This window comes from Virgibacillus sp. 7505, assembly GCF_002272135.1.
Lineage (GTDB): Bacteria > Bacillota > Bacilli > Bacillales > Amphibacillaceae > Terribacillus.
Genome location: NZ_NPBF01000035.1, coordinates 77,360 through 91,199, shown reverse-complemented (window position 1 = coordinate 91,199; position 13,840 = coordinate 77,360). Strand labels below are relative to the sequence as shown.

General features: G+C 46.2%; 14 protein-coding genes and 1 tRNA gene. 14 read left to right on the top strand and 1 reads right to left on the bottom strand.

Features of this window, described 5'->3' with window-relative positions; translation table 11 throughout:
- Window positions 1-3: 3 nt before the first annotated feature.
- From CHH91_RS16540 to CHH91_RS16520, 5 genes are all read left to right on the top strand, one after another.
- Window positions 4-76: transfer RNA gene (locus CHH91_RS16540), tRNA-Ala, on the top strand.
- Between the two features lie 137 nt (window positions 77-213).
- On the top strand, window positions 214-669 hold the full coding sequence (locus CHH91_RS16535; protein WP_095224549.1) for a DUF2243 domain-containing protein: 456 nt from the start codon (window positions 214-216) through the stop codon (window positions 667-669).
- The gene (locus CHH91_RS16530; RefSeq protein WP_095224548.1) at window positions 659-1,423 is read left to right on the top strand and encodes a cytochrome c oxidase assembly protein; all 765 of its coding nucleotides are present in this window, start codon (window positions 659-661) and stop codon (window positions 1,421-1,423) included. The genes CHH91_RS16535 and CHH91_RS16530 overlap by 11 nt, the downstream gene beginning before the upstream one ends.
- 120 nt (window positions 1,424-1,543) lie before the next feature.
- Entirely contained in the window at window positions 1,544-2,764 is a 1,221-nt protein-coding gene (locus CHH91_RS16525) for an MFS transporter (protein ID WP_095224547.1), read from the top strand.
- Window positions 2,765-2,823: 59 nt separating this feature from the next.
- The gene (locus CHH91_RS16520) at window positions 2,824-3,315 is read left to right on the top strand and encodes a hypothetical protein (RefSeq protein ID WP_095224546.1); all 492 of its coding nucleotides are present in this window, start codon (window positions 2,824-2,826) and stop codon (window positions 3,313-3,315) included.
- Window positions 3,316-3,394: 79 nt separating this feature from the next.
- Here CHH91_RS16520 and CHH91_RS16515 read toward each other — a convergent pair whose 3' ends face one another.
- Window positions 3,395-3,556 (bottom strand): aspartyl-phosphate phosphatase Spo0E family protein, encoded by a 162-nt coding sequence (locus CHH91_RS16515; protein ID WP_095224545.1) that lies wholly within the window; start codon window positions 3,554-3,556, stop codon window positions 3,395-3,397.
- A 212-nt stretch (window positions 3,557-3,768) separates the two neighbouring features.
- On the opposite strand from CHH91_RS16515, the gene sigW reads away from it, so the two are divergent.
- The 9 genes from sigW (at window position 3,769) to CHH91_RS16470 (ending at window position 13,837) form a co-directional block, all read left to right on the top strand.
- Complete coding sequence (sigW, locus tag CHH91_RS16510) at window positions 3,769-4,332, top strand: RNA polymerase sigma factor SigW (protein WP_095220470.1); 564 nt, start codon at window positions 3,769-3,771, stop codon at window positions 4,330-4,332.
- A 13-nt stretch (window positions 4,333-4,345) separates the two neighbouring features.
- Window positions 4,346-4,963, top strand: a complete 618-nt coding sequence (locus CHH91_RS16505) for a zf-HC2 domain-containing protein (protein WP_095224544.1) — start codon at window positions 4,346-4,348, stop codon at window positions 4,961-4,963.
- A gap of 201 nt (window positions 4,964-5,164) precedes the next feature.
- Window positions 5,165-5,989 carry a diadenylate cyclase CdaA gene (cdaA, locus tag CHH91_RS16500; protein WP_095224543.1) on the top strand — a complete coding sequence of 275 codons (825 nt, stop codon included), beginning with the start codon at window positions 5,165-5,167 and terminating at the stop codon, window positions 5,987-5,989.
- Window positions 5,982-7,265 carry a CdaR family protein gene (locus CHH91_RS16495; RefSeq protein WP_095224542.1) on the top strand — a complete coding sequence of 428 codons (1,284 nt, stop codon included), beginning with the start codon at window positions 5,982-5,984 and terminating at the stop codon, window positions 7,263-7,265. The genes cdaA and CHH91_RS16495 overlap by 8 nt, the downstream gene beginning before the upstream one ends.
- 28 nt (window positions 7,266-7,293) lie before the next feature.
- Window positions 7,294-8,643 carry a phosphoglucosamine mutase gene (glmM, locus tag CHH91_RS16490; protein WP_095224541.1) on the top strand — a complete coding sequence of 450 codons (1,350 nt, stop codon included), beginning with the start codon at window positions 7,294-7,296 and terminating at the stop codon, window positions 8,641-8,643.
- A gap of 411 nt (window positions 8,644-9,054) precedes the next feature.
- Window positions 9,055-10,857 carry a glutamine--fructose-6-phosphate transaminase (isomerizing) gene (gene glmS, locus CHH91_RS16485; RefSeq protein WP_095224540.1) on the top strand — a complete coding sequence of 601 codons (1,803 nt, stop codon included), beginning with the start codon at window positions 9,055-9,057 and terminating at the stop codon, window positions 10,855-10,857.
- 174 nt (window positions 10,858-11,031) lie between these two features.
- On the top strand, window positions 11,032-12,171 hold the full coding sequence (locus tag CHH91_RS16480; protein WP_095224539.1) for a sensor histidine kinase: 1,140 nt from the start codon (window positions 11,032-11,034) through the stop codon (window positions 12,169-12,171).
- Window positions 12,164-12,796 carry a response regulator gene (locus tag CHH91_RS16475; RefSeq protein ID WP_095224538.1) on the top strand — a complete coding sequence of 211 codons (633 nt, stop codon included), beginning with the start codon at window positions 12,164-12,166 and terminating at the stop codon, window positions 12,794-12,796. The genes CHH91_RS16480 and CHH91_RS16475 overlap by 8 nt, the downstream gene beginning before the upstream one ends.
- Window positions 12,797-12,904: 108 nt before the next feature.
- Window positions 12,905-13,837, top strand: a complete 933-nt coding sequence (locus CHH91_RS16470; RefSeq protein WP_095224537.1) for an ABC transporter ATP-binding protein — start codon at window positions 12,905-12,907, stop codon at window positions 13,835-13,837.
- Window positions 13,838-13,840: the final 3 nt, after the last annotated feature.

The window sequence follows — 13,840 nt, the reverse complement described above, 5'->3', positions numbered from 1 at the left end:
AATGGGGCCTTAGCTCAGCTGGGAGAGCGCCTGCCTTGCACGCAGGAGGTCAGCGGTTCGATCCCGCTAGGCTCCACTCATATGAAAAATCGTCCATCTGGGCGGTTTTTTTTCATTTTAAGGCATAGGAGTAAATCTCCTATGCCTTTTTTGTTTATTCTTAAGCCAATCGGGAAACAGTTTAGATAAAAGTCTTTTGGTAGGAGGATACGAATGGAGGATAGATCTACATATAAACGCAGGAATATCTTTTCTGGATTTATGTTCGGTGTTGGTCTGGTTGCATTCATCGATGAAGCTGTGTTTCATCAGCTTTTGCATTGGCATCATTTTTACGATTTGTCTTCTACGACTTTGGGGCTTGTATCGGATGGTTTCTTTCATGCGCTGAGCTGGTTTGCGACGGTTGGAGGATTGTTCCTTTTTGCTGATCTTCGCAGACGCAGAGGTCTTATTCCGCTTAGATGGAGTGGTGCTGTTTTGGTGGGAAGTGGTGTCTTCCAGCTGTATGATGGCCTGATTCAGCATAAGTTGTTCCGCATTCACCAGATTCGTTATGGAGTCGATATCTTCTATTATGACTTGGTTTGGAACATCATCGCTGTCCTGTTGATAGCAGCGGGTATTTGGTGTATCCGTCTTTCGAGGGGGAAAGAGCATGTACGTTGAAAGATTAGCTCTGATTATAGCCTCCTGCTGTATACTGTCTTATCTGCTGGCAATGAAGTATTCTGCGAAGCGCTTCAAAACCTGGCCGCTGCGCAAGCTTGTGTTATTTGTAAGCGGCATTGTAATCGGCCTTCAGGCTGTTGCAGGGCCAATAGCCATGCATGCGCATCATAGCTTTGTCTATCATATGATTGGGCATTTGCTGCTCGGGATGCTTGCTCCCTTGCTGCTCGTCTTATCGCAGCCTGTAACCTTGCTCCTGCGCGCGCTTTCGCAATCGGGAGCAAGGTCAGTCTCCCGTGTTTTTCGCAGCAGATATGCACGTTTCCTCATTCATCCGATCACTGCAGCCGTACTGAATATCGGAGGTCTATGGCTTCTCTATACAACGCACCTATTCCATCTCATGCATGAATCAGCCGTGGTTTCGATGCTGGTTCATCTGCATGTATTTGCTGCGGGATATTTATTCACGCTGGCTATGTTGTATACAGATCCCGTCCCATACCGGAAGAGCTATCTTTACCGGGTGATCGTATTTGTCTTTGCCCTTGCAGGACACGGCATACTGTCGAAGTATTTGTACGCGAATCCGCCTATGGGCATAGCTCCTGCAGATGCACAGCAGGCAGCAATGTTAATGTACTATGGCGGTGATCTGATCGATCTCACTATAATCGTCATTTTATGCTGGCAATGGTATCAAGCTGCTGCACCTAAAACTTCATTATCTGCTGCAAAAGCTGCCGAGTAAGGCAGCTTTTTTCATGGCTGCTGCTATTTTAGGTAAAAATACCGCTGTAACTGATTTACAAAGTGTCAAGACACCTGTAAACTTGATGTGTCACATAATACTTTTCACAGAGGTGCTGGAATGGAACGAACAGTAGCAGGTCATAAAACAACTAAACCGATTTCAGAACGAAAACTGCTCGGGATTGTCGGAACAGGCTGGTTGTTTGATGCAATGGATGTTGGTATTTTATCTTTTATTATTACGGCGCTGACATTGGACTGGGGATTATCATCCCAGCAAGCGGGCTGGATTGGCAGTATCAATAGCATCGGAATGGCTGTTGGGGCATTTGTATTCGGAATTATGGCGGACCGTATAGGCCGGCGGACGGTCTTTATGATCACGATTTTGATTTTCTCCATAGCGAGCGGATTATCTGCTTTGGCAGCTTCTTACTTTATTTTCGTTGTGCTGCGCTTCTTTATCGGTGCAGGACTCGGCGGGGAGCTGCCGGTTGCATCTACATTAGTGTCGGAGTCAGTAGCACCAGAGAGACGGGGACGCATGGTCGTGCTGCTGGAGAGCTTCTGGGCTGTCGGCTGGCTGCTTGCGGCAATTATCTCTTACTTCGTCATCCCGGATTACGGCTGGAGAGTTGCTCTCTTGCTGACAGCTATACCTGCGTTATTCGCGGTCTTTCTTCGTAAGAATCTGCCGGATTCACCGTCTTATACGAAGCTGAAACAAAAAACTTCTGTCATGTCGGGTATCCGTCAATTGCTGGCGAAAGGATTTGCTAAACGGAGCCTGATGCTCTGGATTGTTTGGTTCTGCATTATGCTCAGCTACTATGGCATGTTTCTGTGGCTGCCGAGCGTAATGGTAGAAAAAGGATTCGATATGGTGCGGAGCTTCGAGTACGTCTTGATCATGACACTCGCCCAGCTGCCAGGTTACTTCTCTGCTGCTTGGCTGATTGAGAAGGTGGGCAGGAAGCCGATACTTATCATTTATCTGGTAGGTACGGCCATCAGCGCAGTGCTGTTCGGCAATGCGGAGTCAGCAGGCATGCTGCTGACGGCGGGCATGCTGCTTTCGTTCTTCAATCTGGGAGCTTACGGTATTTTATACGCTTATACCCCTGAGCAGTATCCTACTGCCATCCGTGCAACAGGCTCGGGAATCGCAGCAACTGCCGGGAGGATCGGTGGAATCCTGGGGCCATTGCTGATTGGATATCGAGGCGCGTTAGGTATATCTGTCAGCACTGTTTTCCTTCTATTCTGTGTAACAGTTCTCGTTGCTGCAGCGGCAGTTTGGCTCCTTGGAGAAGAAACGAAGGGTAAGACGCTTGCTTGATGCGTTCTTTCACTCCTGTATGGTAAAGTAGAGCGAGAGTAAGAAGGAGGGGTAACGCTTTGTTTACCATACAAGATTATACGGAGGCAGTGAGTGTCACCTTGGAGAAGCATTCGGAGGATGTAATAAACGAATTGAAGCAGATTTTCCAGCTGCCGTTCCTCCCGGAAGTGGAGAAAATTGCTTTTCGTATGTTCAAGGAGCCGATGGCTTTTGAGCTGACAATCATGTATTATGCACTCGATGCAGATGGTAATGAACGCTATTATGATGAAATGGGCGATAAATACGCTGGAGGAAGTGAAGAAGTGGCAGAGGAGATTCCGTACTTCCAGCTGCCGGATACGGCTTCTGATGGATTCGAAGCTTTCCGTGAACTGCAGGAGGACGCTGTGGATAAAGCGGATGAACAGGTGATGATTGCCTGGTTTGCTGACTGCTACAAGCGAGCAGGCGGGGATGCTTTCCCGCTTGAGGCGAGTGTCGGTTTTCATAACGATGTGAAAGCTTACTTCCTTAAACAAGGTGCTTGGGCAGAAGATCGCCATTAATAGAAAGTGCGTACCTCGTGTACGTGCTTTTTTTATGCAAAAAAAATTAACAGCTTCCCTTACAGGCTGTTAATTGGCACTACATGTTTTTTCTCTGTTTTTCATATTCATTCAATAGATCATCCAGCTGTACGCTTGCTGTGACAACTGCTTCGGATGTAAGTGGCATGCGGCGTGAAAGGTTTAGCATATGATTGCGCGTCTGTTCGATTTTTTCCAAAAGATTGTCTAATGTAACCATTTTGACCTCCAGAATCTGATATACTATTTGCTGATAAGATTACCCTTTGCTCTTTTATTTAAAACGTCATTTTTTAAAAAAAATATAAAAAACAAGAAAAAACTGTTGCTGGCCCACTTTAAGGTTTGAAATAAGATATTTTTTTGGGAAAGTGAAACCTTTTCGGAACGTCATTCGTTATCAAGAAGCCGCAGTTAGGCGGGAGGATTTTCATGGAGAACATCATAAAATATCATATAAAAAACGTCAAGAAGGGTGATCATGCGGCCTTCGAGGAAATTGTTTCCTTTTATCAGAACAAGGTGTACCATATCGTATACCGAATGGTCGGGGACAGCCACGAAGCGCAGGATATCGCCCAAGAGGCGTTTATCCGTGCGTATACCAACATCCATTCTTTTGACGAGAACCGGAAATTCTCCACATGGCTTTACCGGATCGCAACGAACCTGAGTATCGACCGTCTGCGGAAGAAAAAGCCGGATTTCCATCTGGATGCCGAGGTGAAGGGAACAGAAGGATTGGATATGTATTCTCAGCTGGCGGCTGATCAGGCACTGCCTGAGGAAGAAGTCGAAAGCATGGAGCTGCAGAGTTATATCCACAAAGAAATACTTTCCCTTCCGCCAAAGTACCGCAGTGTTATCGTATTGCGGTTCCTGGATGATTTATCATTAGCGGAGATCGGCGAAATACTGGACCTGCCGCTTGGGACAGTGAAGACGCGTATCCACCGTGGCAGAGAGCTACTACGGAAAAAACTGCGCCACGTATAAAGGGGGGTAACACATGAATTGCGAAGAAAGCCTTGCGCTTATGCATCTGTATCTGGATGGAGATGCTTCGGAGGAAGAAGCACAGCAGCTTCGGGAGCACCTGAAGACCTGCCCAGATTGTAATCAGCATTACCGTGAGCTCAAACAGACGGAAAGCCTGCTTAGCGGCGCTGCCTATGAGTTGAGTGCACCGGCCGGCTTCACCGCCAGTGTCATGGCGAACTTGCCGAAAGAAAAGAAGCGCGTCGGATATATGAGATGGTTCCGTACGCACCCTGTCATCACAGCTGCTGCGGTATTCTTCCTATTCATGTTCACAAGCGGATTATCTGCTTGGAATAGTGATAGCAGTGTAAGTGTATCGAAGCAAGAGGGTTTGATAGTAGAGAATGATCTCGTCATTGTACCGGAGGGCGTCACAGTCAAGGGGGACCTGGTTGTCGAAAACGGTGATTTGGATATAAGGGGTCAGGTGGATGGCGATGTCACCATCATCAATGGCGACCTCGTCGAAGATCCTGGTGCTAATGTGAATATGGCTTCTGTTGAGAATATATCAGGTGAATATCAGGAAATTGACCGGATATTCGGCTGGGCCTGGTACCATATAAAAGAATTGGTTACTTTCTAATAAGACTATGTTGAGCTGCTTGTAAAAGGGCTCTCTTTTTTTACCCTTAAATTATTGGCGGAACAAGCCCGTATTACGTTAAGATAACAGGGGACAGTAAGGTTTACATACACACCCTGCTGGTAAGCGACTGCTATAGGGGAACTGTGCTATAATGAACGAAGAAATTCGAGCTATTCATATATAAAAGGACGTGTATCCATGTTTGGGGGATTAAGTGAACTTTCTATATTATCCATACTGCGGATTATCGTGGACATTGCAGCAGTATGGTTCATTTTCTACAAAGTCTTAATGCTCATAAGGGGAACGAAAGCGATTCAGCTGCTGAAGGGGATCTTCATCGTTGTTATAATCGCTTTTTTGAGCAGTGAGCAGATACTCGACTTCCCGATGCTCGCCTTCCTGAGCTCGCAGGCGATTACGTGGGGATTCGTGGCCATTGTCGTTTTGTTCCAGCCGGAGATCAGGCGTGCTTTGGAGCAGCTCGGACGAGGCAGCTTCTTCTCCCGGAACGTGCGATCGGAGGAAGAACAAACGAATAAGAACATAGAAGCGATCGTAAAGTCCTGTAATTACATGGCGAAGCGGCGAATCGGTGCGCTGATCACGATTGAACGCGAGACAGGCATGGGAGATTATATCGAGACAGGAATTCCGGTGAATGGTCACCTGACATTCGAACTGCTCACGAATATTTTCGTCCCGAATACGCCATTGCATGACGGAGCTGTCATTCTGAAAGAAAACCAGATTGCAGCGGCTGCCTGCTATCTGCCGCTATCGGAGAGTCCGTTCATTTCCAAGGAACTTGGGACGCGTCACCGGGCGGCTATGGGAATCAGTGAAGTGACAGATGCACTGACAATCATCGTTTCAGAGGAGACAGGGGCGATTTCCTGTACGAAGAACGGAGAGTTGTTCCGTGACATCACGCCAGATGCTTTGAAAGAGATCCTCGATAGAGAAGTAGGCGTGCCAGCTTCCGGTTCCAAGGCGAGAAGATGGAGGGGTAGGAATGGATAAATGGCTGAAGAGTCCGTGGACATTGCGTGTTGTATCGCTTGTGTTTGCTGTCCTTCTCTATGCCTATGTGAGTGCGGAATCGGACGTAGATAACCGTGCGGGTGAGGTTCCGATCACCAGCTCGGATGAAACAAACACAGTGGATGCGCCTGTCGGCATCAGGATTGATGATTCCAAATATGTCGTCAGCGGCGTACCGGAGTATGTATCGATGCAGCTTGTCGGACCGGCAAGTGATGTAACAGCAGCGATACAGCAGAAGAACTATGAAGCGTATGTCGATCTGAGAGATCTGGATACCGGCACGCATACAGTGAAGCTGCATTACGAAAATGTCTCGGACAATCTGCAGGTATATATGCAGCCAGCCTCGATTGAGGTGACGATTCAAGAAAAAGCTTCACAGCAATTTAACGTAAACGTAGGCTATACCAATGAAGACCAAATGGCAGCAGGATTCCAAGTTGATAGCTCCACTGTGGAACCTCAGACGGTTTCAATCGTAAGTACACAAGAGGTCATCGACCAAATTGCCAGTGTGCGTGCTTATGTGGATCTGACAGATATCGATGCTGACATTAATAGCAGGGAAGCGCCTGTAAAAGTATATGACGCCCAGGGGAATGAGCTGAGTGTGAATGTACAGCCGGAAACAGTCGAAGTTTCGGTGCAGGTGAGCAATCCGAGCAAGACTGTCCCTGTAGAAGTAAAGACAAAAGGGCAAGCGCCAGATGATGTATCCGTTGCTTCGCTCACACCTGAAAAACAGGAAGTGACCATCTATGCACCTCAGGATACATTGGATGGTATCGATTCGATCAGTACCGAAGAGATTGATTTGTCCAAGGTGACTGAGAACCAGACGATAGATGCGGACTTGCGGCTGCCGGATAATGTACGCTCAGCAAGTGACGAGCAGGTATCAGTCGATATCGAGCTGGAAGAAACGAGCGAGACGACAATCGAGAATGTTCCGGTTACAATCGAAGACCTGCCCGATGATCTGGAAGCAACGCTTACAGATCCACAGAATGAGCAGATTGATGTAACAGTAAGTGGAGCACAGAGTGAAATCGAAGGCTTGTCGGCTGACGATATTACGGCGACAATTGATGGAAGCGGCCTGGAAGAAGGGGAGCAGACAGTCCAGATCGATGTATCAGGACCTCAGAACATCGAGCTTACCCCGAGCCAGGAGGAAGCCACAATAACTGTTCAATCCGCAGAAAATGCAACGAGTGAAGAAGATACGAATACAGATACACAGACACAGTGACTGTGAGCCATGTGAAGGAGAGGTAACAATGGGAAAATATTTTGGAACGGACGGCGTCAGGGGGATTGCGAATGAGGAGCTCACCCCGGAGCTGGCCTTCAAGCTAGGCAGATATGGCGGCTATGTGCTGACAAAGACAAGTGAAGACAGACCAAAAGTGATGATCGGCAGGGATACACGTATTTCTGGTGAAATGCTTGAAGGAGCGCTAGTTGCGGGCCTCCTGTCCATCGGAGCTGAGGTAATGCGCGTCGGTGTCATCAGTACACCAGGTGTTGCTTATCTTACAAAGAATATGGGAGCAGCTGCAGGTATTATGATTTCTGCATCCCATAACCCTGTACAGGATAACGGAATCAAGTTCTTCGGTCCTGATGGCTTCAAGCTTTCTGATGAGCAGGAGAACGAAATTGAGCAGTTGATCGATGCAGAGACAGATGAACTGCCTCGTCCATCCGGAGCTGACCTAGGTCAGATCAATGATTATTTCGAAGGCGGCCAAAAGTATATTCAATACTTGAAAGGTACGATCGATAACGATTTCGAAGGGCTTCACATTGCGATTGACAGTGCCCATGGAGCAACTTCTTCCATTGCGACTCACTTGTTTGCGGATCTGGAAGCGGATATCTCTTCGATCGGTTCATCGCCTGATGGATTGAATATCAATAAAAACGTCGGGTCCACGCATCCAGAAACATTGCGTGATTTCCTTCTGGAAAAAGAAGCAGATGTCGGACTTGCCTTCGATGGTGATGGTGACAGATTGATCGCAATCGATGAAAAAGGACAAATCGTCGATGGTGACAAGATCATGTACATCTGTGCTAAATTCCTGAACGATCATGGACGTTTGCGCCACAACACAGTTGTATCGACCGTCATGAGTAATATCGGCTTCTACCGTGCGCTGGATAAGCATAATATCAAGAGCAACAAGACAGCTGTCGGCGACAGATATGTGATGGAAGAAATGCGCCGCGGTGATTTCAATCTTGGCGGTGAGCAATCCGGTCATATCATCTTCCTGGATTACATGACAACTGGTGATGGGATGCTCGCAGCATTGCAGCTGATCAATGTTATGAAAGAAACAGGCAAGAAGCTGTCCGAGCTTGCTGAAGAAGTAGAGATCTTCCCGCAAATCTTGATAAATGTGCCGGTAACAGATAAACAGGAGGCACTTGTGAACCAGCAAATCCTTGACTCCATCGCAGAAGTTGAGCAGGAGCTAGGCGATCAAGGGCGCGTTCTAGTAAGACCTTCCGGTACGGAATCCCTTGTACGTGTAATGGTGGAAGCACCGACTAAGGAAGACTGCGAAAAGTACGCAAATAAAGTAGTGTCTGTCATCGAACAAGTACTGGGAACTAAATAAAACCAATATATGTATGCGCAGGGGAACGGAACACTACCCTTGCGCATACTTTATTTACATGCAAGAAAGATTTGACCAACATGATTTCCTTCATGTAAAATGAAGAGGTTAGTCATTTCAAGCAGGAAAGTGAGGATAGAGGTTATAACAAATTAAAAGCGCCAGGACTTATCCCGAGCGGTGGGGTAAGTTGACGAGGTGGAGGTTTATCGAACCATTCGGCGGATGCCTCCCGATTGCACACATCTCAGTCGTCATGTTTTAGAACCGAAAGCAGAGAGGTGACTTTCTGGATAAGGACAAAACAAGATGTGAAAAATAGATAAAACGAGAAAGGGGCAAACAACGCCCCTGGCTTTAACGCAGGCCGTTCGCTTGCCCCTTCCAAGTCTTGAGGAGGACAACAACGACATGTGTGGAATTGTAGGATATATTGGACAGAACGATACAAAAGAAGTATTGCTTAACGGACTAGAGAAGCTGGAGTATCGCGGATACGATTCAGCTGGTATCGCAATCGAAAACGAGCAAGGCGTGAACCTTTTCAAAGTGAAAGGCCGCATTGCTGCATTGCGTGAAAAAGTAGATCACAGCGTTTCATCCACAATGGGAATCGGCCATACACGCTGGGCGACACATGGTGCACCGAACGAAGACAACGCGCACCCGCACCAAAGCGCTTCTGGCAAATTCACGATTGTGCATAACGGTGTAATCGAGAACTATGTCGACATCCGTAAAGAGTATCTTTCTGACGTAACATTGAAAAGTGATACCGATACAGAAATCGTTGTACAGCTTGTAGAGAAAATGTATGAAGAGACAGGGGATACAGCAGCAGCATTCCGTAAAGCGGTCAGCTTGCTTACTGGTTCTTATGCCCTTGCAATGATCGATAAAGACGATAAAGAAACAATCTTTGTGGCAAAAAACAAAAGCCCATTGCTTGTAGGTATCGGCGAAGGCTTCAACGTCGTAGCAAGTGACGCGATGGCAACACTTCGTGAAACAGATACGTACAAAGAGATCCGTGACAAAGAAATCGTTATCGTTCGCCGTGACAGCGTGGAAATCCAGCTGCTTGACGGTACGACAGTAGAGCGCGATAGCTTCAAAACGGAAATCGATGCAGCTGATACAGAAAAAGGCACATACGATCACTTCATGCTGAAAGAAACAGATGAGCAGCCATTCGTTATCCGTAAAATCATCCAGCACTACCAGGATGAAGCGGAACAAATCAAAATGGAACCTGCTATCCGTAACGCGATGATAAATGCAGACCGTGTTTACATCGTGGCAGCAGGAACAAGCTACAACGCTGGACTAGTCGGTAAACAATTCATCGAAAACCTGGCTAAAATTCCGGTTGAAGTGCATATCGCGAGTGAATTCGCATATAATATGCCGCTTCTATCTGAGAAGCCATTATTCATATTCCTTTCCCAATCTGGCGAAACTGCTGACAGCAGAGCCGTATTGGTGAAAATCAAAGAACTCGGACACCCAGCACTTACCATCACAAACGTGCCAGGATCCACCCTTTCTCGTGAAGCAGACTTCACATTGCCGCTTTACGCTGGCCCAGAAATCGCGGTAGCCTCTACTAAAGCATATACAGCACAGATGGCAGTTATGCTATTGCTAGCTGTAGACGCAGCAAAAGGCAAAGAAATCACACTTGATTTCAACCCTCTTCAGGAGCTTGCAATCGTTGCAAATGCAATGGAAGTACTGACAGACCAAAAAGAAACATTCGAAACACTAGCGCAAAGCTATCTAAGTGAATCCCGCAACGCTTTCTTCATCGGCCGCGGCGTCGATTACTTCGTCTGCGTCGAAGGTTCATTGAAATTGAAAGAAATCTCCTACATCCAAGCAGAAGGTTTCGCTGGAGGAGAACTGAAGCACGGCACAATCGCCTTGATCGAAGAAGGCACACCGGTAATCGCGCTAGCTACACAAAGCTCCCTGAACCACTCCATCCGTGGTAACGTACAGGAAGTAAACGCACGCGGTGCCAACACATTGCTCATCAGCATGAAAGGCCTGGAGCATGACGAAGATGCATTTGTCATCCCAGCAGTGCATGAACTATTAACACCACTTGCAAGTGTCGTTCCGCTTCAATTGCTTGCTTACTATGCAGCAGTACAACGCGGCGCTGATGTTGATAAGCCACGTAACTTGGCTAAGAGTGTAACGGTGGAATAAGTAATATAGTTAAGACTGTACCTATAGCGGTACAGTCTTTTTTATTTTAAATTTATATTCTGTAGTGACTTTACTTTTTTTACCACAAAGGAGATGATTTATACATCTAAAAAGAGCTAATTTTTAAAGAAATCTATAATATAGAACAATGTCATATAGAGGGGGGATGCAACTATGAAGAAAACATATTTTATCTGGCTTGCTATCCACTTTATTGTCTGGGTTTTGCCTTTCTGGGGAATTGCTACAGATCCTAATGCAAGACAATTGACAGGTATAAGTATCTTTATAATCTTACTATTCATTGTGCCGCTCCTTAACAATAAACCATTACTACAAACTTTATCATTTTGTATTCAATCTTTAATGGCAATCCTCATCTTTTACCCTGTAGATAACGAACTAAGCTCATATGCAATCCTCATACAATCCTTAGTAATGGCAGAAGCCGTCTTTTATCTTTCTCGAACTAAAAGTTTGATTGTAATAGCTGTACAGCTCGTGAGTGCTGCAGTGTTTTTAACGATATCGACAATGACTCTCGTACAATTAGTCTGGTGTGCATTATATTACCTTTTACTGGTAGCTGCTTTGCTATACTTTCAAGTAATACATAACCGAGAAAAAGAAGCCCGAATGAGCAATGAAGCCTTACTTGAAGAATACCGTAAGATGAAAAGACAACTACTTGTAGAAGAGCAGCAGGCGAGACAAGATGAGCGGATGCTGATCGGCCATGAGATTCATGATTCTGTTGGGCATAAGCTGACGGCATTACTCTTTCAATTTGAAGCTTTTCGTCTAACGGCGGCTGAGAAGGATAAGGAAACAGTCGGGAAGCTGAAGGAGCTGGCTGAACAGAGCTTGGAGGAGACACGGCAGGCGGTAAGGTCTTTCAAGCAAAGGGAAGTAAGTGGGCTGCAAGGTGTGATTCGGCTGATTCGAACTTTAGAAATAGAGAGCTTTATGAAAATCAATTTTTCGGTAAGGCATGGGGCGTTTGCTGCTCCGTTGACGGGTGAGCAGTCATTTGCGATTTATCGTGCTGTACAGGAGGCATTGACGAATATCATGAAGCATAGTTCTACAAGAGAGGCGCAAGTGATATTTGAATCTCCTGGCGGCAGTATTTTTCGATTTGAGGTGATCAATGCTGTGCCGCATGATCGCTATTTTCAAGAAGGGTATGGGTTGAAGGCGATGCGGCAGCGTTTAGAAAAAGTGGGCGGAACGCTTGAGATTGATTATGAGGCGCAACGTTTTCTAGTGAGAGGTACGATAAGATTAGCAGACTGGAGCGGTGAGAATGATTAAGATTTTGCTGGCTGAAGATCAAGTGATGGTTCGTCAGGGCTTGAAGGCGATGATTGAGACGGATGAAGAGATTAGCGTTACTGGGGAAGCGGATAATGGAAAAGAAGCAGTCAGTCTATGTGAAAAGCAGATTTTCGATGTGGCCATATTGGATATTCGTATGCCCGTGATGGATGGCATTGAAGCGGCGAAAATCCTACGCACGCGTTTCCCTCATATTAAAATCCTTATGCTTACCACCTTTGATGATAACGAGTATGTATTGAATGCTTTGAAGCTGGGAGTCAGCGGCTATATGCTGAAAAACGGAGATACGGCCTCACTTATTCGTTCCATTAAAAGTGCGTTGAGCGGCGGCTTGTCGTTGGAGGATCAGGTTGCTTCAAAGGTGATGCCGATTCTGCTGCAAAACCAAGAGGAGAGACAAATTGACCCGACGCTGACGCCGAGGGAAAGAGCGATATTGAAGTGTATCGGTGAAGGGCTGAATAATAAGGAAGTGGCGGAACGGCTTGGGTTGTCGGTTGGGACGGTCAAGAATCAGACAAGTCATGTTTTAGATAAATTGGAATTGAGAGACCGGACACAATTAGCCATTTATGCGATACGTCATCGTCTTGTATAAAAAAGTGACGAAAGTAACAAATGCCCAATCGCGGAATGACCATAGTCAGTAGTGGCTTTGGTCTTTTTTATTTATGATGCAAGTAACAACATTAAAGGGGGCAGAAACATGCTGGAGACGATCAACTTAAGCAAGTCCTTCAAAGGTAAAAAAGTTGTGCAGGATCTAAACTTGTATCTTGCTGATGGCGAGTCGGTTGGTTTGCTGGGGCCAAATGGAGCGGGCAAATCGACGACGATTTCCATGATTTCCACTTTGATCAAACCGTCGGGTGGTAGGATTACGTTGAACGGTGTGAACGCGATTGATAAGCCAGGTGAAATTAGAAGGGTTTCAGGTGTGGTGCCACAGGAATTGGCGCTGTATGAGGAGTTATCTGCTTATGAGAATCTGAAGTTTTTCGGATCAATTTATAAATTGAAAGGCACTGAACTAGAGAAAGCGATTCAGCAGGCTTTGGAGTTTGTCGGATTGGAAGATCGCAAAAAGGACATGGTGAAGACGTATTCTGGCGGGATGAAGCGCCGGCTTAATATAGCGGCAGCATTATTACATCGCCCGCAGATTCTTATCTTGGATGAACCTACAGTCGGTATCGATCCGCAGTCAAGAAATCATATCTTGGAAGCTGTGCGAACACTGAACAAGCAAGAAGGAACGACGATTCTTTACACGAGTCATTATATGGAGGAAGTGGAGCAGCTTTGCGATCGATTGTACATCATGGATCATGGCAAAGTCATTGCCGCTGGGACAAAAGAGGAGCTGCTTAGCATTTTATCAACTGAGGATAAAATAAAAGTGGAGGTCAGCAAGTTAGATGAAGCCTTTGTCCAGCAGGTAGAGGCGCTTGAAGGGGTTCATAAAATTGAAGCAGCTGAGTTACAGCTGAAGATTATCGCAGCTAAAGGCAGTAACTTGATCAGCAAACTGGTTCATCTAACCGAACAGCATCATATCCAGTTGATTAATTTCCATACAGAAACGCCTAGTTTGGAAGATGTATTCCTTCATTTAACCGGACGTACACTGAGAGATTAAAGG

Bases quoted from the DNA above. Each gene is read 5' to 3' on its own strand.
- CHH91_RS16480 (WP_095224539.1), top strand. From the start codon at position 11,032: ATGAAGAAAACATATTTTATCTGGCTTGCTATCCACTTTATTGTCTGG.
- sigW (WP_095220470.1), top strand. From the start codon at position 3,769: ATGGAGAACATCATAAAATATCATATAAAAAACGTCAAGAAGGGTGAT.
- CHH91_RS16515 (WP_095224545.1), bottom strand. From the start codon at position 3,556: ATGGTTACATTAGACAATCTTTTGGAAAAAATCGAACAGACGCGCAAT.
- glmS (WP_095224540.1), top strand. From the start codon at position 9,055: ATGTGTGGAATTGTAGGATATATTGGACAGAACGATACAAAAGAAGTA.
- CHH91_RS16495 (WP_095224542.1), top strand. From the start codon at position 5,982: ATGGATAAATGGCTGAAGAGTCCGTGGACATTGCGTGTTGTATCGCTT.
- glmM (WP_095224541.1), top strand. From the start codon at position 7,294: ATGGGAAAATATTTTGGAACGGACGGCGTCAGGGGGATTGCGAATGAG.
- CHH91_RS16535 (WP_095224549.1), top strand. From the start codon at position 214: ATGGAGGATAGATCTACATATAAACGCAGGAATATCTTTTCTGGATTT.
- CHH91_RS16475 (WP_095224538.1), top strand. From the start codon at position 12,164: ATGATTAAGATTTTGCTGGCTGAAGATCAAGTGATGGTTCGTCAGGGC.
- CHH91_RS16530 (WP_095224548.1), top strand. From the start codon at position 659: ATGTACGTTGAAAGATTAGCTCTGATTATAGCCTCCTGCTGTATACTG.
- CHH91_RS16470 (WP_095224537.1), top strand. From the start codon at position 12,905: ATGCTGGAGACGATCAACTTAAGCAAGTCCTTCAAAGGTAAAAAAGTT.
- cdaA (WP_095224543.1), top strand. From the start codon at position 5,165: ATGTTTGGGGGATTAAGTGAACTTTCTATATTATCCATACTGCGGATT.
- CHH91_RS16525 (WP_095224547.1), top strand. From the start codon at position 1,544: ATGGAACGAACAGTAGCAGGTCATAAAACAACTAAACCGATTTCAGAA.
- CHH91_RS16505 (WP_095224544.1), top strand. From the start codon at position 4,346: ATGAATTGCGAAGAAAGCCTTGCGCTTATGCATCTGTATCTGGATGGA.